This is a genomic window from Rhodococcus sp. NPDC019647, assembly GCF_044389235.1.
Lineage (GTDB): Bacteria > Actinomycetota > Actinomycetes > Mycobacteriales > Mycobacteriaceae > Rhodococcus_F > Rhodococcus_F oxybenzonivorans.
Map to the genome: position 1 here is coordinate 160,649 of NZ_JBIRXS010000012.1, position 21,972 is coordinate 182,620.

The window sequence follows — 21,972 nt, forward strand, 5'->3', positions numbered from 1 at the left end:
GAATGCTCGTGGATGCTCATTCGCTGTTCGATGTCGCCGGAAAGACTGTAGTCGTCACCGGAGGTTCGCGCGGTATCGGCCGGATGATCGCCGAAGGATTCGTCCGGGCGGGAGCGCAGGTCCTCGTGTCGTCCCGTAAAGCCGACGACTGCGCCGAGACGGCGTCCGAGCTGTCCGCGCTCGGGCCGGGGTCCTGCCACGCCCATCCCGCCGATCTGTCCACTCCGGACGGCATCGACAGCCTCGCCGCCCACGTCGAGGAGGTAGCCCCGCGACTCGACGTTCTGGTCAACAATGCCGGCGCGACGTGGGGCGCACCGGTCGACGAGTTTCCCGAGGCCGCGTTCGACAAGATCTTCGACATCAACGTCAAGAGTGTGTTCTCGCTGACGCAGAAACTACTGCCCAGACTGCGGGCCGCGGCCACCGGGGATCAACCCGCCCGGATCGTCAACATCGGTTCGATCGACGGCCTGGTCGTGTCGAGCAGCGACAACTTTTCGTACGGAGCGAGTAAAGCTGCCGTGCACATGCTCACGCGGAAGCTCGCGGCCACCCTGGCCGTCGAGAACATCACCGTCAATGCGATTGCGCCCGGACCATTTCCGACGAAGATGATTGCCCACCTCCTCGGCGATACGGCGCGCCGGGAACTCGTCGAGAGCGCCGTTCCACTCGGCCGGGTCGGCTGTGCCGAGGACATCGCGGGCACCGCGATATTCCTGTCCTCGCGGGCGGGCGCATACCTGACGGGCACCGTCATCCCCGTCGACGGGGGACTGTCGGGCACACGTTGACGCCGGCGGGCATACACAATCACGAATTCGGACGAGATCGAGAGGCGGTACGGCGGCGATGAGCTGGTACGACGACAGGCCCTGGATGGACCGGTACGAGGAGAGCGTTCGACGCGTGGGAGATATCCCCGCCCGTACCGCGCTCGACATGTTCGAGTCGGCGGTCGTCACCGCCGGAGACGCCCCGGCGGTGCGTTACCTCGGCGGCACGCTCGGCTACCGGGAAGTCGACCAACTCACCGACGGTATCGCCGCGTACCTGCTCGAGAACGGGTTTCAGCGGGGCGACCGGCTCGCGATCTACCTGCAGAACATTCCGCAGTTCGTTCTCGCGTTGATCGGAACGTGGAAGGCCGGCGGTGTCGTCGTTCCTCTCAACCCGATGTACCGGGACGAGCTCGCACACATTCTCACCGACGCGGGGGTCACTGCGATCGTGTGCAGCGAGAGCGCGTGGGCAGACCGGGTGGGTTCACGCGCGTCGGAAGCGGGGGTGCGGATCGCGCTCACCTCGAGCGAACTCGACATCCAGAATTCCGACGACGAGCGCTTGTTCCGGACGGTAACCCGTGCCCGCAGCGAGAGCGTGCACGACCTCCTCGAGGTGGCGCGGGTGCGGGCCGGAGCGACGGTGCCTGATCCCGGACTGACACCCGAAGACATTGCCCTGGTGTCCTACACGTCCGGAACCAGCGGCGTACCCAAGGGTGCCACCAACACCCACCGCAACCTGACGGTGAACAGCGCAATTCTGCGACTGTACGAGGATAAACCGGCCGGCGCGCCGATCTTCGCCCTGGCACCGCTCTTCCACATCACGGGAATGGTGTGCCAGCTCCTCACCGCGATCGACCTGGCGTCGCCGCTGATCCTGGTGTACCGCTTCGAACCGGGGGTCGTCCTCGACGCCCTCGAACGTGAGCGGCCGATCTTCATGGTGGGTCCGTCCACCGCGTACATGGCGTTGATGGCGCACCCCGACTTCTCCGGGGAACGCTTCGCCTCCCTCGAGGCCGTCATGTCCGGCGGCGCCCCACTGCCTCCCGCCATCGTCGAGCGCTTCCGCGAGCTCACCGGCAAATACATTCGCAACGGTTACGGGCTCACCGAAACGAGCGCACCCTGCGTCGTCGTCCCGCCCAACCTGGAAGCGCCGGTCGATCCGGCATCGGGAACGCTGGCGATCGGCCTGCCCCTGCCCTCCGCAGTGGTCCGGATCATCGGCGAGGACGGAAAAGACCTGGAGCCACTCGAGGTGGGCGAGATTGCCGTCGACGGACCGATGGTGGTACCCGCCTACTGGAACAAGCCGGACGCCACGGCGCAGTCACTGCCGGGTGGCCGTCTCCTCACCGGCGATGTCGGCTTCATGGACGCCGAGGGCTGGGTGTACGTGGTGGACCGCAAGAAGGACATGATCAACGCGTCCGGGTTCAAAGTGTGGCCGCGGGAGGTCGAGGACGTTCTCTACCAGCATCCGGCGGTGCGCGAAGCCGCCGTCGTGGGTGAACCGGACAGCTATCGCGGTGAAACCGTCGCCGCCTTCGTCAGCCTGCGGCCGGGTACGACGGTGGAGGCGGCCGACCTCGTCGAGTACTGCCGGGAGCGGCTGGCCACCTACAAGGCCCCGCGGCGGGTGGAAATCGTCGACGAACTGCCCAAGACGGCGAGCGGGAAGATCCTTCGTCGCGAGATGCGTCGCCGCGCGCCTGCCTGACCTGTGCCGACCCCCTGCACCCTTCCGCGCGAACGGGACGCTCGTTGCATCAGATCGAACGAGCGTCCCGTTCGTCCGCGGCGCTCAGGTAAGGACCGCGTGCGGGTAGTCGGCCGCACGGTCCTGGAACGACAGGACCTTGGGGTTCTGCACCACTCCGTCGCGGATTTCGATCGCCCGCCGGATCGTCTCGCTGGTGTCCCAGGCCGCGGGTCCGCCGAGAACGGTGCGCAGATGGGGGAGCAGCGCCTCGCTGATCTCCCAGGTGGCGGAGTTCCACAGATGTGACGGGCTGTGGTCGACACCGTAGTAGCGGACGTTCTCGCCGATCATGAACGTCGGGTCCGCGAAGGAGGTCGGACGCGCCCAGGCAAAGCCCATGCCTTCGTCGCAGGACACGTCGACGACGAGGCAACCGGGCAGGAGGGTGTCGATGTCCTCGTCGACGAGGAAGGTCAGCGGCGCCTCGGTGTCCTGCAGAACACAGTTGACGATGATGTCGTGACGGGCCAGGAAACCCGCCAGCGGCAGCCGGCCGTCGTCCGTCGTGACGTGGCTTCGACGTGGGTCGGCGTCGTCGTGATCGAACTGGACGATCTCCGCCGAGTGGATGGGCGAGCTGACGGCGGTCACGCCACGCTGCGTGACGACATGAACGTCGTGGATTCCCAGAGCATTCAGCGCGGTGACGGCCCCGCGGGCGGTGGCCCCGAAACCGAGCACGACCGCGCGGAGTCGACGGCCGTAATCACCCGTCGACCCGGCGATCGACTGGGCGTGCAATACGGAGGAGTAGCCGGCGAGCTCGTTGTTCTTGTGGAAGACATGCAGCTGGAACGACCCTTCGGCACTCCAGTGATTCATGGCTTCGAAGGCGACGAGGGTGAGGCGACGATCGATGGCCACCTGGGTGAGCTCGGTGTCCTGCACGCAGTGCGGCCACCCCCAGAGGACCTGGCCGTCGCGCAGATCCTCGAGATCCTTCGCGAGCGGCTTTGGGAGCAGTACGACGTCGGATTGCGCGATCAGCTCGCTCCGTGTGCGCATTCCCGCGACCGAGCGGGCCAGTTGCTCGTCGGACACACCGAACGGCTCGCCGTAACCGTGCTCGAGGTGGATACGGCCCAGCAGGTCGGCGTCGATGCGGTCGAAGTGCAGGGGGTGAATCGGAAGTCGGCGTTCGTCGGCCTTGCTCGAGCGCGCGATCACGCCGAGGGTGAGCGGATGTGGGTGGGGCTGGTGCACGGAGTGTCCCTCGGTTGACGCAAATGGAGAAAAGGATGGCGGAAAGGTGAAGCCGCGAAACCCACAGCGAAGGTGCGAGGGAGCTCAGCGTTCGAATCGATGTACGCGGCCGGGGCCGACGCTGCAGCTCTCGCAGAATGCCCGGGGAGATCACCCGGGGGAGGACTGGTAGCACCAGGAAGAAATGTGCGCCGCGAGATGCGGCGCAGTGTTCTCGTGGTGCCCCCGGCAGGATTCGAACCTGCGACCTTTCGCTCCGGAGGCGAACGCTCTATCCCCTGAGCTACGGGGGCGCACCGGAAAACCGGTGTGCCGATTGGGCGCGCCAATCGTAGCGCATCGATGGGGGGAAGAACCAAATCGGTCCCCGAGTTCGGCCCACAACCCCCGCACGGTCGACCGAATCCGCCTAGTGTCGGAAAGGACGCCTGCGCACATCAGGGGAGGGTCGAGGATGACCGATCGGCAGCATGTCCATTCGGAAGACTCGAACGAGGAGTATCCGGAGCGCGAACTCGAGTTGGATCTCCGCTGGTGGTCGGCGGCCAACTATCTCACCGTCGCGCAGATCTATTTGCAGGACAATGTGCTTCTGCGTGAGCCGCTGCTTCCGGAGCACATCAAGCCCCGGCTCCTCGGGCACTGGGGGACCAGTCCCGGTTTGTCGATGATCTACGCCCTTCTCAACAGGTTGATCCGGCGTACGGACGCGGACTGCCTGTATGTGACGGGGCCTGGTCACGGCGGGCCCGCCCTCGTCGCTGCCACGTATCTGGAGGGGACGTACTCGGAGGTGTATCCCGCGGTCTCCGGTGATGCTGCCGGACTCCGGCACTTGTGCCGGCAGTTCTCGACACCGGGAGGTATCCCGAGTCATGTCAGCGTGCAGACACCGGGCAGTATCCACGAAGGCGGTGAGCTGGGATATGCACTGGCGCACGCGGCGGGTGCGGCATTCGACCACCCGAACCTGTTGGTGGCGTGTGTGATCGGAGATGGTGAGGCGGAGACAGGTCCGCTGTCCGCTTCGTGGAAGCTCCCCGCCTTCCTCAACCCGGAACGGGACGGTGCCGTGTTACCGATCCTGCACGTCAACGGGGCTAAAATTGCCGGCCCCACCGTCTACGGTCGCAGTTCCGACACGGACATCGAACGCTTCCTGGGTGGCCAGGGATGGGCGCCGACCGTGGTCGAGGGCGACGACCCGGCCGTGGTTTTCCGCACACTCGACCGGGCGCTGGTCGACGCGCACGACCGGATAACCGAGATCCGCCAGGAGGCGCGGGCGGGTCGCCGGCATCCTGTGAAATGGCCGGCGATCGTGCTCCGCACGCCGAAGGGCTGGACCGGCCCCCACCGTGTCGATGGTGTCCTCGTCGAGGGAACACACCGTTCCCACCAAGTTCCGCTGTCGGGCGTCCGTACCAACGAGGAGCATCGGCGTCAGCTCGAGGAATGGATGCGGTCGTACTCCCCGGAGACCCTGTTCGATCCCCGGGGTGCCTTGGTGCCCGAACTCGCTCGGCTGGCGCCGCGTGGCGACAAACGAATGGGGTCTTCTCCCTATGCCAACGGCGGGCGTCTACGCGTCGATCTTCCGATACCACCACTGCACAAGTACGCATTGACCGTCGAAAGACCCGGGGCCACGCTGCACGAGACCACCCGCGTCCTCGGCGAACTGTTACGGGACGTCTACGCCGCGACCACCACACCGGAGGGCGGCGGATACTTTCGGCTGTTCTGCCCGGACGAGACGGCCAGCAATCGGTTGGGCGCCGTGTTCGAGAGCACCGATCGGTGCTGGCAGCTACCCGTCACCGACTACGACGACCACCTGTCTGCGGGCGGACGGGTGATGGAGGTGCTCAGCGAGCACCTGTGCGAGGGGTGGCTCGAGGGGTACCTGCTGTCCGGGCGGCACGGGCTCTTTGCCAGCTACGAGGCCTTCGCCATGGTCAGTGTGTCGATGCTGGTCCAGCACGCGAAGTGGCTGCAACACGCGGTGGACCTGCCGTGGCGATCGCCGGTGGCCTCGCTCAACGTGCTGTTGACCAGCACCTGCTGGCGCAACGACCACAACGGTTTCAGCCACCAGGGGCCCGGGATGATCGACGCCGTCATTCCCCTCGCCCCGGATGTCGTTCGGGTGTGGCTTCCCCCCGACTCGAACACGCTGCTCTCGATTGCCGACCACTGTCTCCGCAGCACCGACCACGTCAACGTCATCGTGGTGGACAAGCAACCGCACCTCCAATACTTGACGCTCGAGGAAGCGAACGCGCACTGCGCGGCCGGGGCGTCGGTCTGGGCGTGGGCGGGTACCGAGGCAGCCGCCGATACCGTGGACATCGTGCTTGCCGCGGCGGGTGATGTTCCTACGCAAGAAATTCTCGCGGCAGCCCAGTTGTTGCGTGAGCACACACCCGACCTCGTCACCCGTGTGGTCAACGTGGTCGATCTGATGGCGTTGCTGACGCCCACAGAGCACCCGCACGGTTTCGACGACCGCACGTTCACCGACCTCTTCACCGCCGATACCGACGTGGTGTTCGCGTTCCACGGCTATTCACGGGCGGTCCACGAGTTATTGCACGGTCGGCCGCAACCCGAACGCTTTCATGTTCGCGGCTTCAGCGAGCAGGGGACCACGACCACCCCGTTCGACATGGTGGTGCTGAACAGGATGAGCCGCTACCACCTCGCGCTCGAGGCGCTGCGCCGTGTAGAAACCGAACCCGCCGGGGCCACCGAGCTCGCCGATTTCTGCCTCACGCAGCTCGAGCGGCACCGCGAGTACGTGGTCGAGCACTTCGAGGACCTGCCGGAGGTACGCGACTGGACCTGGTCCTGAGGGGCGAGGCCGTCAGTTCATCGGGAGCGGAGCGACGCCGCGTTCGGTGAGCATGTCGGTGATCAACCTCGACTCGCCCTGCTGGGTCTCGACCATGGTCTGTGCGAGCCCGCGGACGGCGGGCTCGGAGGCCCGTTGGGCGGCGTATTCCATCATGGGCAGTCCACCCTGGTGATGTCGCAACATCAACTGGAGGTATTCGACGTCGACGGCGGTCCCGGTGGCCTGTCGCAGCCTGGCCATGTCCTCGGACGACGCCATTCCCGGCATCGTCGGCATAGACCCCGTATGTGCGTTCTCGCCGGAGGAATGATCGTGTCCGCCGTCGTGCTCCGACGCCATCCAGCCCATGTAGCCGCCGGACGGGAGGGACGGCTGATCCCAGATCGAGAGCCACCCCTGCATCTGGCCGAGCTGGTTCTGCTGGGTGGTCAGGATGTCGTAGGCGAGAGTCCGGACGGTGGGATCACTCGTGTTCCGGAGGGCGATCGCCGACATCTCGACCGCTTGACTGTGGTGCACGCTCATGTCCTGGGCGAATCCCACATCGACGGATCCCGCCTCGGGGACCGCAGAGTTGTTGTCCTGCAGTGGAAGTCGCGCCAGGAATCCGAGGGCGAAACCGAGTGCGACGGCGCCGATCACTCCGATCACCAAGAGCGCGGCGCGCTGACTCGGCCTGGAGTGGGCCGGCTCGGCCCCGGATCCGACTCCGGATCCGGGTGCGTCGGCCGATTCAGCCATTACCGCCCTCGGCGGGCGCCTGCTGCAGGTCGGAGGGCAGCTGCAAATCGCTCGGCAACTGGGCTCCCGCTCCGCCGGTCTCGGACTGGTCCGGCGCGATGCCGCCACCGTCCATCGGCACTGCATCGGCGCCGGGTGCGCTCGGATCGAAGGGGGGCGGGTTGTCCGGGTCGAAACCGGAGCCGGGGATGGTCGAGCAGCTGGCACCGACCTCCGGGTAGGTGTTCTTGTTGATGCGCAGGGCCGTGATGAACTGATCGATCCGCTCGTCGTCGGCGCTGTCGAGCTTCAGCTGGTGGCCCCACGACTGCAGAGAGATGGGACTGTCGAGCCCCGGGTACGGCGACATCAGGGTGTAGCTCTGGCCGTCCACCTTGTCCTGCAGTGTGTCGACCTGTTCCGCAGACAGCGTGTCGGGGTTGTAGGCGACCCACACGGCGCCGTGCTCGAGAGAGTGCACTGCGTTCTCGGTGCGGATCGCATTGGCGTACACGGTGCCGGTGCACGTCGCCCAGATGGCGTCGTGCGGGCCGCCGAACGGCGGCGACTGATCGTAGGCGACGCGCTGCGTCGGCTGGATGTGGATGCCGGCCGGGTAGTCGATCTTCAGCACGCCGTCGATGTTGACCGAAGGGTCGGGATTCTCGGCACTGGGCGCGTACCGCTGGGCCTCCTCCTTCGCCTGATACTTGGGCACCAGGTTGACCGCGAGGATCGCGACCAGCGCGAGGACCGCCGCCGACGCACCGATCGTCAGCCACGGAATGTGCCGGGGCGTGGAGACGCCGCCCTTGGCTTTCGCGCCGCCACTCTTCTTCTTGGCGGCCTTGATGGCCTTGGCCGACTTGGCACCGGAGTTCTTACCGGGACCGCGACTATCCGAACCGCTTGGCATCGATTGTGATCTTTCGGTGTGTGGGTTACGGGCGCTCTACCCCGGTTCGCCCGAGGCTGAGACCGGGACTCAGGGCGACCCCACTCTACTTTCCCACCCTGAGCGCAAGCTGGGAGAGTGGCATCCGCCACGCCGGTCGGGGCCTATCCGGCCGTCTGTGGGACTCCGGGCCAGGCGGGTCACCGCCCGGGACGTCTTGGCCATAGGATAGATACCTGTGACTCCAGCTGACCTTGCCGAACTGCTCCGCGGAACCGCCGCGAAGGTGCTCGCCGAACGTGGACTCGACGTGTCCGTGCTTCCCGAAACTCTCACGGTCGAGCGCCCGCGCAACCCCGAGCACGGTGATTACGCCACCAACGTGGCGATGCAGGTGGCCAAGAAGGTCGGTACCAACCCCCGCGAACTCGCGACCTGGCTCGCCGAGGCGCTGACCGCTGCCGAGGGTATCGACAGTGCCGATATCGCCGGCCCCGGTTTCCTCAACATCCGCCTGGCCGCCGACGCCCAGGGCGCCATCGTCGCCAAGATCCTCGAAGCGGGCACCGCGTACGGATCCGGGCACACCCTCGACGGCAAGAAGATCAACCTGGAGTTCGTGTCCGCAAACCCGACCGGGCCCATCCACCTCGGCGGTACGCGCTGGGCCGCCGTCGGTGACGCGCTCGGCCGCATCCTGTCCACCCAGGGTGCCGCCGTCACACGCGAGTACTACTTCAACGACCACGGCGCCCAGATCGACCGCTTCTCCCGCTCGCTCATCGCCGCCGCCAAGGGGGAACCTGCTCCCGACGACGGTTACGCGGGTGCATACATCGCCGACATCGCGGCTCAGGTGCTCACACAGCGTCCGGACGCACTGGAGCTTCCGGCGGGTGAGCAGCAGGAAGTGTTCCGATCGCTCGGAGTCGACCTGATGTTCGCGCACATCAAACGCACCCTGCACGAGTTCGGAGTGGACTTCGACGTCTACTTCCACGAAAACTCGCTGTTCGAGTCAGGTGCGGTCGAGAAGGCCGTCGAGACCTTGAAATCCTCCGGCAGTCTCTTCCAGGAGGACGGTGCCTGGTGGCTCAAGAGCACCGACTTCGGTGACGACAAGGATCGTGTCGTCATCAAGAGTGACGGCAACGCGGCCTACATTGCAGGGGACATCGCCTACTTCCAGAACAAGCGTGCGCGCGGCTTCGATCTGTGTATCTACATGCTCGGCGCGGATCATCACGGCTACATCGGCCGGCTCAAGGCCGCTGCCGCCGCGTTCGGCGACGACCCGGACACCGTCGAGGTGTTGATCGGGCAGATGGTCAATCTGGTCCGCGACGGGGTCGCTGTGAAGATGAGCAAGCGGGCCGGGACGGTGATCACGCTCGACGACCTGGTCGAGGCCATCGGTGTCGACGCCTCGCGATACGCGTTGATCCGCTCGTCGGTGGATTCGAGCATCGACATCGACCTCGAGCTGTGGACCAGCACTGGCAACGAGAACCCGGTCTACTACGTGCAGTACGCGCACGCCCGGTTGTCGGCGATTGCGCGCAACGCCGCCGAGCTGGGTGTCACGGTTGCCGATCCGGACTTCGCGTTGCTGGTCTCCGAGCAGGAGGGCGATCTCATCCGCACGCTCGGCGAGTATCCGCGCGTCGTCACCAGTGCGGCGAATCTCCGTGAGCCACACCGCATTGCGCGGTACCTCGAAGAGCTGGCCGGTGCTTATCACCGCTTCTACGGCGCGTGCCGGGTTCTGCCTCAGGGTGACGAGGAGGTCGGGCCACTGCATGTCGCGCGGCTCGCTCTGTGCGACGCCTCGCGTCAGGTGCTGGCAAACGGTCTCGCACTCCTCGGCGTGAGCGCCCCGGAGCAGATGTGAACGCGCATCCCGCCGGTCCCAAGCACGCCGAACAGCTACACGCACCCGGACTGCCCGAGCGTCCCACGGACGCAACCGCATTCGCGGCGCTCGCTCCCGAGGTGTGGCCCCGCAACGCGGAACGCGGTCCGGACGGCGTTGTCCGATTGGCCGGGATTCCGGTCACCGAACTTGCCGAGACGTACGGGACGCCACTGTTCGTCGTCGACGAGGACGATTTCCGGTCCCGGTGCCGTGACATGGCGCGCGCATTCGGGCCCTCCGCCAAAGTCCACTACGCGTCCAAGGCGTTTCTCTGTGGCGAGATCGCCCGTTGGGTGGCAGACGAGGGGCTGTCGCTCGACGTCGCCTCGGGCGGTGAATTGGCGATTGCGTTGCATGCAGGGTTCCCGGCGGAGCGAATCGCCATGCACGGCAACAACAAGTCGGTCGCCGAACTTCAGGCGGCAGTGAAGGCCGGAGTGGGCCACATCGTTCTGGACTCGTCCATGGAGATCGACCGCCTCGACGCAGTCGCCGCCGAAGCCGGTGTCGTACAGGATGTCCTGATCCGCGTGACGGTCGGAGTGGAAGCGCACACCCACGAATTCATCTCGACCGCCCACGAGGACCAGAAGTTCGGTTTCTCACTGGCAGGCGGCAAGGCGATCGACGCGGTCCGGCGAGTATTCGCCGCAGACAATCTGCGTCTCGTCGGGCTGCACAGCCATATCGGTTCGCAGATCTTCGACGTGGACGGATTCGAGGTGGCAGCACACCGGGTGATCGGGCTGCTCCGTGACGTCGTCGCCGAGTTCGGTGTGGACAAGACCGCCCAGATCTCGATCATCGACCTCGGTGGCGGTATGGGCATCTCGTACGTGCCCAGCGACGATCCTCCACCCGTGGACGAGTTGGCGGCCAAACTCGGCGACATCGTGCGCAACGAGTCCGCTCTCGCCGGCCTGCCCGAGCCGACCCTTGCGGTCGAGCCGGGACGAGCGATCGCCGGGCCGGGGACGGTCACGCTCTACGAGGTCGGCACCATCAAAGACGTCACCGTCGGGAGCGCGCTCACTCGCCGCTACGTCAGTGTCGACGGCGGAATGAGCGACAACATCCGCACGGCGCTGTATCAAGCGGAGTATGAAGCGAAGCTCGTCTCCCGAGTCAGCGGAGCCGAACCCGTGGTGTCGCGAGTCGTGGGTAAACACTGCGAATCCGGCGATGTCGTCATCCGTGACACCTGGATGCCCGAGGACATCGATGCCGGCGATTTGCTTGCCGTCGCTGCCACCGGTGCATACTGCTACTCGATGTCGAGTAGGTACAACCTGCTCACCCGTCCTGCCGTGGTGGCGGTGCGCGACGGACAGTCGCGCGTGATCCTCCGGAGGGAAACCGTGGAAGACCTGCTCAGCTTGGAGGTACAAGAGTGACCGTCGAATCGGCGCAACCTGCTGTCGGTGTGACCGAATCGGCGCAACGTGCTGTCGGTGTGACCGAATCGGCGCATCGCGCTATCGGTGTGGCCGTCCTCGGCCTCGGCAACGTCGGGAGCGAGGTGGTTCGCATCCTGCAAGAGCACAGCGAAGACCTCGAGGCCCGCGTCGGTGCGCCCCTGGAACTGCGGGGAGTGGCAGTCCGCCGCCCCGGCAAGGACCGGGGCATACCGGAGGAGTTGCAGACCACGGACGCGGACTCGCTCGTGGCGCGCGACGACGTCGACATCGTCGTCGAGGTGATCGGCGGCATGGACCTTCCGCGCAAGCTGATCCTGTCGGCACTGAACTCCGGCAAGTCCGTCGTCACCGCCAACAAGGCCCTCCTCGCTGAGCACACCGGTGAACTCGCCGAGGCCGCGGAGCTGCACCGCGTCGACCTGTACTTCGAGGCGGCCGTCGCCGGTGCAATCCCCGTGATCCGCCCGCTCACCCAGTCCCTTGCCGGTGACCGGGTGAACAAGGTCGCCGGAATCGTGAACGGCACCACCAACTTCATCCTGTCGGCCATGGACGAAACCGGGGCCGACTATGCGGAAACGCTCGCGGAGGCGGGAAGACTCGGCTACGCCGAAGCCGATCCCACCGCCGACGTAGAGGGTTACGACGCCGCGGCGAAGGCCGCCATCCTCGCGTCCATCGCCTTCCATACGCGGGTCACCGCGGGCGATGTGTACCGCGAGGGTATCTCCAACATCACCGCTGCCGACCTGACGTCGGCGCGGGCCCTCGACTGCACCATCAAACTGCTCTCCATCTGCGAGCGCATCCCCACACCCGACGGCAAGGAGCGCATCTCCGCACGGGTCTACCCGGCGCTGGTGCCGCTGAGTCACCCCCTCGCGTCGGTCAACGGAGCATTCAACGCCGTGGTCGTCGAGGGCGAGAACGCCGGAAGGCTGATGTTCTACGGTCAGGGCGCCGGCGGTGCCCCCACCGCATCTGCTGTGATGGGTGATCTGGTGATGGCCGCGCGCAACAAGGTGCACGGTGGCCGCGGTCCGCGCGAGTCGAAGTACGCCAAGCTCAAGATCGCGCCCATCGGCGACATCCCGACGCGCTACTACGTCAACATGCAGGTGACGGACAAGGCCGGTGTGCTGTCGGCCGTTGCCGCCGAATTCGCCGAGCACGGCGTGAGCATTTCGACGGTGCGGCAGGAAGGCGCGGGCGACGGCGCCCGGCTGGTGGTCGTTACCCATGTCGCGACGGACTCCGCGTTGTCGGAAACCGTTGAGGCATTGAGCAAACTCGAATTCGTCACCGCTGTGACCAGCGTGCTGCGACTGGAAGGCACCGAACAATGACCGGCACCCGCAACCCCGTGCACACTCCGTGGCCGGGGCTGATCGAGGCCTACCGTGACCGCCTCGCGATCGGACCGAACTGGAAGACGGTGACCCTCCGCGAGGGCGGCACGCCGCTGCTTCCCGCCGGGCATCTGTCCGAGATCACGGGCTGCGACGTCTACCTCAAGGTCGAGGGTCTCAACCCCACCGGCTCCTTCAAGGACCGCGGGATGACGATGGCCGTGACCGACGCCCTGGCGCGCGGTCAGCAGGCTGTGCTGTGCGCGTCGACGGGCAATACGTCCGCCTCGGCGGCCGCCTACGCCGCCAAGGCGAAGATGAGCTGCGCGGTGCTGGTGCCGCAGGGGAAGATCGCCATGGGCAAGCTGGCGCAGGCGGTCATGCACGGCGCCCGGATCATCCAGGTCGAGGGTAACTTCGACGACTGCCTCGAGCTGGCGCGCAAGACCACGGCGGAGTTCCCGACCATCGGCCTGGTGAACTCGGTGAACCCGGTCCGGATCGAAGGCCAGAAGACCGCGGCTTTCGAAATTTGTGATGCGTTGGGCAAGGCTCCGGACGTCCACGCGCTTCCCGTCGGCAACGCCGGCAACATCACCGCCTACTGGCGGGGTTATTCCGAGTACTACGCAGACGGGCTCACGAGCGTGAAGCCTCGCATGCTGGGCGTTCAGGCGGCAGGTGCCGCCCCGCTCGTCCACGGTGCACCCGTCAAGGACCCGGAGACCATCGCGACGGCCATCCGCATCGGTTCGCCCGCGTCCTGGAACGGCGCGGTCGCCGCGAAGGAGGAGTCGCACGGGGCCTTCCGCGCCGCGACGGACGAGGAAATCCTCGAGGCGTACCGGCTGATCGCCTCCACCGAAGGTGTGTTCGTCGAACCTGCGTCGGCGGCGAGTGTCGCAGGATTGCTGGCCGCCCGGAAGGAAGGCTGGCTCGACTCCGGACTCACCGTGGTCTGCACGGTCACCGGCAACGGATTGAAGGACCCGGATACCGCACTCGCCGGTATGCCTGTCGTGCAACCCATTCCGGTCGATCCTGTCGCTGTCGCGTCGGCCCTCGAGCTGGCGTAGTGGTGGCGCCCACGCCCATCACGCCGCAGGATCAGACCGCAGACATGACACAGACCCTGCCCACCGGGCTCACCGTGACTGCCCGTGTGCCGGCGTCGAGCGCCAATCTCGGGCCCGGATTCGACACCCTCGGCATCGCGCTCGGGCTCTACGACGAGATCACGGTCACCACCACGGGTTCGGGTTTGAAGATTCGTGTCGAGGGTGAGGGCGCCGAGGACGTGCCGTGGGGCCCCTCCCATCTGGTGGTGCGCGCGATCGAACGTGGTCTGGAGTCGGCCGGCGTGTGGGCGGAGGGCCTCGACGTCGTGTGCCGCAATGCAATACCGCACTCGCGGGGCCTGGGGTCGTCCGCGTCTGCTGTGGTCGGCGGGTTGGCCGCGGCCAACGGTCTCGCGATGAAGCTCGATCCCGCACTCGGCCTCTCGCCCGACCAACTGGTCCAGTTGTCGTCCGAGTTCGAAGGTCACCCCGACAACGCTTCGGCGAGCGTGCTGGGCGGCGCCGTGGTGTCGTGGAGTTGTGAAGACCAGGAATCCGCGGGCACCTCCACGTCCGGGAACCGCTACTACGCGGTGCCACTGAAGGTGCATCCCGCGATCCGGGTGATCGCCCTGATCCCGGGTGAGCGTTCGTCGACCGCTCACACGCGGGGATTGTTGCCCGAGGTCGTGGCGCACCGTGACGCCGCGTTCAACGTCAGTCGCGGCGCTCTCGCTGTGGTGGCGCTCACAGAACGGCCGGACCTTCTGATGCCGGCCACCGAGGATCGCCTCCACCAGGTTCAGCGGGCTCCCGCGCTCCCGCTGACCACCCGGTGGATCTCCTTGCTGCGGAAAGCCGGCATTGCCGCGGCGGTCTCCGGTGCGGGACCGACAGTCCTCGCGTTGAGTACAGAGCCGCTACCGGACGATCTCCGGGTACAGGCGGAGGCCGAGGGACTGCAGGTGCTCGAACTCGACGTCGCCGAAGGCGTCCGGATCAGCTGACACGCCGGAAACGGGTCTTCTTGCCCCTACGGTCGTTCACAGCTATCCTGGGCAATGTCCGTACATCGTGCGCATCAGACGCCGGTGCTTCACCAGGGCGATTACTCCAGGTCAATCGGGGTTGACAGCTCCTGGCACGATCCTCCGCACTTTCTGTTGTGTAGGGATTGCGAGTGCGCCTGTTCAAGGTGATGTGATGGCGGGCAAGCCGGCAGTTCAGCTAAGCAACGACGTACGGCACATCCGAATCCGGTACTGAACCGGATTACGGGACGAACCCTCGACTCTGCGCAGCGCGAGTGAGGGAAGGAAAGGACCTCCGTGACCGATACGGACCTCATCGCCGCTCCTGCGGACGCCTCCTCGGTGGATACCGTTGGCGCGCAGGCAGGCGACTCTTCACAGGCGTCATCGACCGCACCGGAAAACGGTGCAGTGACGGCCTCCACAAAGCGCGCCGAGGCGCGCCGAGGTGCCGGGCTGTCCGGGATGGTGCTGACCGAGCTCCGTGCCCTTGCGGGCGAGCTCGGTATCAAAGGCATTTCAGGGATGCGTAAGGGCGACCTGATCGCCGCGATCAAGGATCGGCAGGGCGCCTCGTCGGCGCCGGCCGCTGCGACGACCGAGGCCGCGCCCCGCACCCGGACGTCCCGCACCAAGCGTGAGCAGCCCGCTCAGACTGCCCTCGACGTGTCTCCGCAGCAGGAGACCGCCGAGAAGGCGGCCGAAAGCAAGGCGCCCGAACCTGCAGTTGCCGACGGCAGCGCGGCCGACACCGATGTCCCCGAGGGGGGCCGACGCGGGCGTCAGCGCCGTGGCTCCTCCCGCCGGGCAGGTGCCCCTGAGCAGGGCGACCAGGCCGACAGCGGCCAGGACGCACCCTCGCAGAATGCTGCCGCCCAGAATGGCGTCGACACCCAGCAGGCCGAGCGCAAGCAGGTCGACGACCGTCAGGACAATGCGGAAAAGTCCGGAAGGCAGGACGGCTCCGGCGAGCAGTCCGGCGACCGCACGCGGCGTGAGCGTGGGGACAACCGCGGCAGCGACCGTGGTGACCGCACCGAGCGGAACGACCGCGGCGACACCCGCGAGCGGGACCGCGGTGACACGCGCGAACGTGACCGCGACCGGGGTGATCGCAACCAGGGCAGCAACAACGGCCCGCGTACGAGCGACAACCGTGACAACCGGGGCGGCGACGACGAGGAAGGCGGCCGCGGACGACGTGGACGGCGCTTCCGCGAGCGTCGTCGTGGGCGCGACCGCGGCGAAGGCGGCGGCGGTGACGTACGTGAGACGGAAATCCGGGAAGACGATGTCCTGCAGCCGGTAGCCGGCATCCTCGACGTCCTCGACAACTACGCCTTCGTGCGGACGTCCGGGTACCTTGCGGGCCCCAACGACGTCTACGTGTCGATGAACCTCATCCGCAAGAACGGACTTCGCCGCGGCGACGCGATCACCGGTGCGGTCCGGGTTGCACGCGAGGGTGACCAGGGCAATCAGCGCCAGAAGTTCAACCCGTTGGTGCGTATCGACACGGTCAACGGCGGCGACATCGAGGCGGCGAAGAAGCGCCCCGAGTTCGGGAAGCTCACCCCGCTGTACCCGAATCAGCGGTTGCGCCTCGAGACCACGCCGAACATCCTCACCACCCGCGTCATCGATCTCGTGATGCCGATCGGTAAGGGTCAGCGCGCGCTCATCGTGAGCCCGCCGAAGGCCGGTAAGACCAGCGTTCTGCAGGCCATCGCCAACGCGATCGCGACCAACAACCCCGAGTGCTACCTGATGGTCGTGCTGGTCGACGAGCGTCCCGAAGAGGTCACCGACATGCAGCGATCGGTGAAGGGTGAGGTCATTTCCTCGACTTTCGACCGCCCACCGGGAGACCACACCTCGGTCGCCGAGCTCGCCATCGAGCGTGCGAAGCGACTGGTGGAGGCCGGTAAGGACGTCGTCGTCCTTCTCGACTCGATCACTCGGCTCGGCCGCGCGTACAACAACTCGTCGCCGGCGTCGGGCCGCATCCTGTCCGGTGGTGTCGACTCGACCGCGCTGTACCCGCCGAAGCGTTTCCTCGGTGCAGCCCGCAACATCGAGAACGGCGGTTCCCTCACGATCATCGCGACGGCCATGGTCGAGACCGGTTCCACCGGCGACACCGTGATCTTCGAGGAGTTCAAGGGCACCGGTAACGCCGAGCTCAAGCTCGACCGCAAGATCGCGGAACGGCGAGTGTTCCCAGCTGTCGACGTCAATCCTTCGGGAACGCGTAAGGACGAGCTGCTGCTCAGTCCGGATGAGGCCGCGGTGCTGCACAAGCTCCGCCGGGTGCTGTCTGGTCTCGATTCGCACCAGGCCATCGATCTGCTGATCGATCGCCTCAAGAAGAGCAAGAGCAATCTCGAGTTCCTCATGCAGGTGTCGAAGACCGCTCCGGGAGCGATCGACGACTGAGTGCTCGACACGGCAAAGCCCGGCGACCTGTCGCCGGGCTTTACCGTTTCTCCAGTACCGAGCAGGTGGAATTAAATGCGGGGGAGCGGCGTTGATCTCTCCGCAAGCACACATGCCGATTGGGATCGCGCTCGCGCGATCTGGCATACTGAACGGCTGAGTCCGGTTCCGGTTCACGTCTTCGAATGGCGAAGGCGACCCGGCGACCATTGAAAGGGACACCATGAAGTCAGGCATTCACCCCAATTACGTGGCCACCACCGTGGTCTGTGGTTGCGGAAACACTTTCGAGACCCGAAGCACCAAGGAGACCGGACGGATCAACGTCGAGGTCTGCTCGCAGTGCCACCCGTTCTACACCGGTAAGCAGAAGATTCTCGACACCGGTGGACGCGTCGCCCGCTTCGAGGCTCGCTACGGCAAGCGCGCCGGCAAGGGCGCAGCAAAGGAATCTGCCGAGTCCTAGCTGGTCCGCCGACGCCCGTCCTGCGATAATTGCAGGCCGGGCGTCGGCTTTTTTGTGCCGTTTCCCTCGGCACCCCGTAGTGCGCTGCGCGCGCTGAGACGAGAGTGGAGCCCATCATGGCAGGGACGACCCAGCCGTCGGCGATCGACGACATCCTGGCCGAACATGCCGGCCTCGAGCAGCAGTTGTCCGACCCAGCGCTGCACAACGACGCCTCCGCGGCCCGCAAAGCCGGGAAGCGTTTCGCAGAGCTTGCGCCCATCATGTCGACGTACAGCAAGCTCAAGGCTGCGCAGGACGATCTCGCAGCCGCGCGTGAGCTCGCCGTCGACGATTCCAGCTTCGCGGCCGAGGTGCCCGCACTCGAGGCCGAAGTGCTCGAGCTCGACAAGGCACTGACGGATCTCCTCGCGCCGCGCGACCCGCACGATGGTGACGACGTGGTACTCGAAGTGAAGTCGGGCGAGGGCGGTGAGGAGTCGGCGTTGTTCGCGTCCGACCTCGCGCGTATGTACGTCCGGTACGCCGAGCGGCACGGGTGGCGCGTCGAGGTTCTCGATGCGACAGTGTCCGACCTCGGTGGATACAAGGACGCGACACTGTCGATCAAGTCGAAGGGCGAGGTTCGGGACGGGGTGTGGGCCCGTCTGAAGTTCGAGGGCGGCGTCCACCGCGTGCAGCGCGTGCCCGTCACCGAGTCGCAGGGCCGGGTACACACCTCGGCTGCCGGCGTCCTGGTCTATCCGGAACCGGAAGAGGTCGAGGAGGTGCAGATCGACGAGACCGATCTGCGCATCGATGTCTACCGCTCCTCCGGTAAGGGCGGTCAGGGTGTGAACACCACCGACTCGGCGGTGCGGATCACGCATCTGCCCACCGGAATCGTTGTGACGTGCCAGAACGAGCGCTCCCAGCTACAGAACAAGGCGCGGGCCATGCAGGTGTTGGCCGCTCGCCTCCAGGCAGCGGCCGAGGAAGCAGCAGACGCCGAGGCATCGGCCGGGCGGCAGAGCCAGGTGCGCACGGTCGACCGCTCCGAGCGCATCCGCACCTACAACTTCCCGGAGAACCGCATCACCGATCACCGAATCGGCTTCAAGTCGCACAATCTCGATGCCGTCCTGGACGGTGAATTGGACGCTCTTCTCGACGCGCTGGGCAAGGCGGATCGTGAGGCACGGCTCGCCGCGGAGTAACCCGGTACCGAGGACCGGAGTATCACCGTTCCCCGGGCGTGGCAGTCTGTACCCGTGAGCCGACTTCCCCTTCGCCTGGCCCTGATCGATGCAGCCGCGCAACTCGACGAGGCAGGGGTGCACAGCGCCCGCGCGGACGCCGAGATGCTGGCTGCCCATCTGCTGGGCGTGGAGAGGACCCGACTGGGTCTCGTGCCGCTGGTCGACGAGTCGGTGATCGACGCCTACAAGAAGATGGTCGAACAGCGCGCCAAGCGAATCCCGCTGCAGTACATCCTCGGAACCGCCGCCATGGGGGACATCGACATCGAGGTCGGTCCCGGCGTCTTCGTTCCGCGCCCGGAGACCGAACTTCTCCTCGGGTGGGCGCTCGCGTTCCTGGGAAGCTGCGATCAGCACCCACCCGTCGTCATGGATCTGTGTACCGGGTCGGGTGCGCTCGCGCTCGCCATTGCCCACGCCCGCCCCGACGCCGTCGTGCACGCCGTCGAACTCGAACCGCACGCGCTCGCCTGGGCGCGGCGCAATGCCGATGCCCGCGCCCAGGCGGGCGACACCCCGATCAAGCTGTACCAGGGCGACGTCACCGACCGGACGATCCTGACCGGCCTCGAAGGTGCAGTCGACCTCATCGTTGCCAACCCGCCGTACATTCCCGAGGGCGCGGAACTCGAGCCGGAAGTGGCGGATCACGACCCGCACAGCGCACTATTCGCCGGACCGGACGGGCTATCTGTGATCAAGCCGATGATCTCGAATGTCGCGCGGTGGTTGAGAATCGGGGGAGCAGTGGGAATCGAGCACGACGACACCAACGGTGCGGACGTCGCGGCGCTGTTCGCGGCGCGTCGGGTGTTCGGAGACGTCGCGGAACACCCCGACCTCGCGGGCAAGCCCCGCTTCGTGGTGGCTCGGCGCATCGCGACCGATGTCGAGGCGCAGCGTGCGGAGGCCGCCGGCGAGGATGAAAGAATGAGCCGGTGAGTACCGTTTACGACTGTGGCCGCCCCGATTCCCGCGCCGCCGGAATGAGTGCGGCCAAGAACGCCCTGAAGGCTGGACGACTCGTCGTCCTGCCCACGGACACCCTCTACGGGATCGGCGCCGACGCATTCGACGGCGATGCGGTCGCCGCGTTGCTGCGGGCGAAGGGCCGTGGCCGCGATATGCCTGTACCGGTTCTGGTCGGATCGTGGAACACCATCGACGGCCTCGTGTACAGCGTGCGACCGCACACCCGCGACCTCATTCGGGCCTTCTGGCCGGGTGGCCTGAGTCTTGTTGTGGAGCAAGCCCCTTCGCTGGCATGGGACCTCGGTGATACGCGCGGGACGGTGATGCTTCGCATGCCCCTGCATCCGGTCGCCCTCGAACTGTTACGTGAAGTCGGACCACTCGCGGTGTCGAGCGCCAACGTCTCCGGACAACCACCGGCCACAACCGTCCAGGAAGCTCGGGACCAGCTCGGCGGATCGGCCGGCGTGTACCTGGACGGCGGACGCGCCGAACAGGGCCGGGCCTCCACCATCGTCGACCTCACCGGCGCGAGCCCCCGCATTCTCCGGGAAGGCGCCGTACCCACCGGTGACGTCGCCGACGTCCTCGGGGTGACGGCGGAGAGTCTGCTCGAGGGGACCGCGACGGCATGACCGGGCTGCGCGGGGCAACGGTAGCGTCTGCCCAGTGATTGCTGCCGAATCCGCCGGCGTGGTGCTGGCTCAAGCAGGTGGGGGTGCGGGTGTCCCTCTGCGTGAACTTCTGCTCGTCCTCTTCACTGCCGCGGTGGTCACCTACCTCGCCACCGGCGCCGTCCGGTTGTTCGCCCTGCGGTTCGGGGCGGTGGCGGTGCCTCGGGACCGGGACGTGCACGTCACGCCCACGCCCCGGCTCGGGGGCGTCGGAATGTACCTGGGCATGCTGGTCGCGCTGTTGTTCGCGCAGCAACTACCCGCGCTCACCCGCGGATTCGAGTTCACCTCCGACATCCCCGCTGCCCTGGTGTCGGGGTTCGTCATCGTTCTCGTGGGGGTGGTCGACGACCGGTGGGGTCTCGACGCGCTGACCAAGTTCGTGGGCCAGGTGACGGCCGCCGGAATTCTCGTCGTGATGGGCGTGAGCTGGTTCATCATCTACGTTCCGTTCGGCGATGGCACCACGGTGATTCTCGACCAGCTGCAGGCGGGACTGGTCACGGTGGCGGTCGCCGTGGTGATGGTCAATGCCATGAACTTCGTCGACGGCCTCGACGGTCTCGCCGCAGGTCTCGGGCTGATTTCCTCGCTCGCGATCTGCGTGTTCTCGGTCGGATTGCTCCACGATCAGGGCGGTGACGTGAGCGCCTATCCGCCGGCGTTGATCGCCGCGGCACTGGCAGGCGCCTGTCTCGGTTTCCTGCCGCACAACTTCCAGCCTGCGCGCATCTTCATGGGCGACTCCGGATCGATGCTGATCGGCCTGATGCTCGCGGCCATCTCGACCAGCGCCTCCGGCCGCATTCCGCTGACCGCGTACGGCACCCGCGACCTTCTGGGTCTTCTGTCGCCACTGCTGCTCGTCGGCGCCGTCATGTTCATCCCGATCCTCGACCTGCTGCTTGCCGTGGTCCGGCGTACGCGCGCAGGCGTCAGTCCGTTCAGCCCCGACAAGATGCATCTTCACCACCGCCTCCTGCAGATCGGGCATTCACATCGGCGAGTGGTCCTGCTCATCTACTTATGGGTCGGCGTGCTGGCGTTCGGTGCGGTCGGATCGGCCTTGTTCGACCGCCGCGTAGTGGTGCTCCTGGTGGCCGGCGGACTCGTCTTTGCGCTGGTGGTCACGGCGGTACCCTCCATCCGGGGGCAACAGCACGACCGCCAGACGTGAGGTCACG

General features: G+C 66.5%; 17 protein-coding genes and 1 tRNA gene. 14 read left to right on the plus strand and 4 right to left on the minus strand.

Features of this window, described 5'->3' with window-relative positions; all coding sequences use genetic code 11:
• Positions 1–8 precede the first annotated feature (8 nt).
• Together ACH49N_RS21875 and ACH49N_RS21880 are read left to right on the plus strand one after the other, a co-directional pair.
• The gene (locus tag ACH49N_RS21875; RefSeq protein WP_201453548.1) at positions 9–797 is read left to right on the plus strand and encodes an SDR family oxidoreductase; all 789 of its coding nucleotides are present in this window, start codon (positions 9–11) and stop codon (positions 795–797) included.
• A 58-nt stretch (positions 798–855) separates the two neighbouring features.
• Positions 856–2,514, plus strand: coding sequence for an AMP-binding protein (locus ACH49N_RS21880; RefSeq protein ID WP_358277449.1), 1,659 nt, complete (start codon positions 856–858; stop codon positions 2,512–2,514).
• Between the two features lie 84 nt (positions 2,515–2,598).
• Here ACH49N_RS21880 and ACH49N_RS21885 read toward each other — a convergent pair whose 3' ends face one another.
• Complete coding sequence (locus tag ACH49N_RS21885; RefSeq protein WP_358277447.1) at positions 2,599–3,759, minus strand: N(5)-(carboxyethyl)ornithine synthase; 1,161 nt, start codon at positions 3,757–3,759, stop codon at positions 2,599–2,601.
• 217 nt (positions 3,760–3,976) lie between these two features.
• Positions 3,977–4,052: transfer RNA gene (locus ACH49N_RS21890), tRNA-Arg, on the minus strand.
• 161 nt (positions 4,053–4,213) lie between these two features.
• On the opposite strand from ACH49N_RS21890, the gene ACH49N_RS21895 reads away from it, so the two are divergent.
• A complete protein-coding gene (locus tag ACH49N_RS21895) occupies positions 4,214–6,613 on the plus strand; it encodes a phosphoketolase family protein (protein WP_358277445.1) in 2,400 nt (799 codons plus the stop codon).
• Positions 6,614–6,625: 12 nt separating this feature from the next.
• Here the strand turns inward: ACH49N_RS21895 and ACH49N_RS21900 are convergent, their stop codons facing one another.
• Together ACH49N_RS21900 and ACH49N_RS21905 are read right to left on the minus strand one after the other, a co-directional pair.
• Positions 6,626–7,357: a DUF305 domain-containing protein gene (locus ACH49N_RS21900; protein ID WP_358277443.1), complete on the minus strand. Its 732-nt coding sequence runs from the start codon at positions 7,355–7,357 to the stop codon at positions 6,626–6,628.
• On the minus strand, positions 7,350–8,252 hold the full coding sequence (locus ACH49N_RS21905) for a DUF3105 domain-containing protein (protein WP_358277441.1): 903 nt from the start codon (positions 8,250–8,252) through the stop codon (positions 7,350–7,352). The genes ACH49N_RS21900 and ACH49N_RS21905 overlap by 8 nt, the downstream gene beginning before the upstream one ends.
• A gap of 217 nt (positions 8,253–8,469) precedes the next feature.
• On the opposite strand from ACH49N_RS21905, the gene argS reads away from it, so the two are divergent.
• From argS to ACH49N_RS21960, 11 genes are all read left to right on the plus strand, one after another.
• Entirely contained in the window at positions 8,470–10,122 is a 1,653-nt protein-coding gene (gene argS, locus ACH49N_RS21910; protein ID WP_159921194.1) for an arginine--tRNA ligase, read from the plus strand.
• Entirely contained in the window at positions 10,119–11,540 is a 1,422-nt protein-coding gene (gene lysA / locus ACH49N_RS21915; protein ID WP_109328681.1) for a diaminopimelate decarboxylase, read from the plus strand. Before argS ends, lysA begins: the two co-directional genes overlap by 4 nt.
• An 83-nt stretch (positions 11,541–11,623) precedes the next feature.
• The gene (locus ACH49N_RS21920) at positions 11,624–12,910 is read left to right on the plus strand and encodes a homoserine dehydrogenase (protein WP_109334992.1); all 1,287 of its coding nucleotides are present in this window, start codon (positions 11,624–11,626) and stop codon (positions 12,908–12,910) included.
• Positions 12,907–13,989, plus strand: coding sequence for a threonine synthase (gene thrC / locus ACH49N_RS21925; protein WP_109328683.1), 1,083 nt, complete (start codon positions 12,907–12,909; stop codon positions 13,987–13,989). Before ACH49N_RS21920 ends, thrC begins: the two co-directional genes overlap by 4 nt.
• Positions 13,990–14,033: 44 nt before the next feature.
• Complete coding sequence (gene thrB / locus ACH49N_RS21930) at positions 14,034–14,978, plus strand: homoserine kinase (protein WP_250777225.1); 945 nt, start codon at positions 14,034–14,036, stop codon at positions 14,976–14,978.
• A 321-nt stretch (positions 14,979–15,299) separates the two neighbouring features.
• Entirely contained in the window at positions 15,300–17,438 is a 2,139-nt protein-coding gene (gene rho / locus ACH49N_RS21935) for a transcription termination factor Rho (RefSeq protein WP_358277438.1), read from the plus strand.
• Between the two features lie 223 nt (positions 17,439–17,661).
• Entirely contained in the window at positions 17,662–17,904 is a 243-nt protein-coding gene (gene rpmE, locus ACH49N_RS21940; RefSeq protein ID WP_109328687.1) for a 50S ribosomal protein L31, read from the plus strand.
• Positions 17,905–18,020: 116 nt separating this feature from the next.
• The gene (gene prfA, locus ACH49N_RS21945; protein ID WP_109328689.1) at positions 18,021–19,100 is read left to right on the plus strand and encodes a peptide chain release factor 1; all 1,080 of its coding nucleotides are present in this window, start codon (positions 18,021–18,023) and stop codon (positions 19,098–19,100) included.
• Positions 19,101–19,154: 54 nt separating this feature from the next.
• Positions 19,155–20,084, plus strand: coding sequence for a peptide chain release factor N(5)-glutamine methyltransferase (prmC, locus tag ACH49N_RS21950; RefSeq protein WP_159921202.1), 930 nt, complete (start codon positions 19,155–19,157; stop codon positions 20,082–20,084).
• Complete coding sequence (locus ACH49N_RS21955) at positions 20,081–20,749, plus strand: L-threonylcarbamoyladenylate synthase (RefSeq protein WP_159921204.1); 669 nt, start codon at positions 20,081–20,083, stop codon at positions 20,747–20,749. The genes prmC and ACH49N_RS21955 overlap by 4 nt, the downstream gene beginning before the upstream one ends.
• A 34-nt stretch (positions 20,750–20,783) precedes the next feature.
• The gene (locus ACH49N_RS21960) at positions 20,784–21,965 is read left to right on the plus strand and encodes a glycosyltransferase family 4 protein (protein ID WP_109328695.1); all 1,182 of its coding nucleotides are present in this window, start codon (positions 20,784–20,786) and stop codon (positions 21,963–21,965) included.
• Positions 21,966–21,972 lie beyond the last annotated feature (7 nt).

What these genes read in the sequence shown, in the direction of transcription:
- thrC (WP_109328683.1), top strand. Translation starts at nt 12,907, where the DNA reads ATGACCGGCACCCGCAACCCCGTGCACACTCCGTGGCCGGGGCTGATC.
- ACH49N_RS21895 (WP_358277445.1), top strand. Translation starts at nt 4,214, where the DNA reads ATGACCGATCGGCAGCATGTCCATTCGGAAGACTCGAACGAGGAGTAT.
- prfA (WP_109328689.1), top strand. Translation starts at nt 18,021, where the DNA reads ATGGCAGGGACGACCCAGCCGTCGGCGATCGACGACATCCTGGCCGAA.
- ACH49N_RS21905 (WP_358277441.1), bottom strand. Translation starts at nt 8,252, where the DNA reads ATGCCAAGCGGTTCGGATAGTCGCGGTCCCGGTAAGAACTCCGGTGCC.
- ACH49N_RS21900 (WP_358277443.1), bottom strand. Translation starts at nt 7,357, where the DNA reads ATGGCTGAATCGGCCGACGCACCCGGATCCGGAGTCGGATCCGGGGCC.
- rpmE (WP_109328687.1), top strand. Translation starts at nt 17,662, where the DNA reads ATGAAGTCAGGCATTCACCCCAATTACGTGGCCACCACCGTGGTCTGT.
- thrB (WP_250777225.1), top strand. Translation starts at nt 14,034, where the DNA reads ATGACACAGACCCTGCCCACCGGGCTCACCGTGACTGCCCGTGTGCCG.
- ACH49N_RS21880 (WP_358277449.1), top strand. Translation starts at nt 856, where the DNA reads ATGAGCTGGTACGACGACAGGCCCTGGATGGACCGGTACGAGGAGAGC.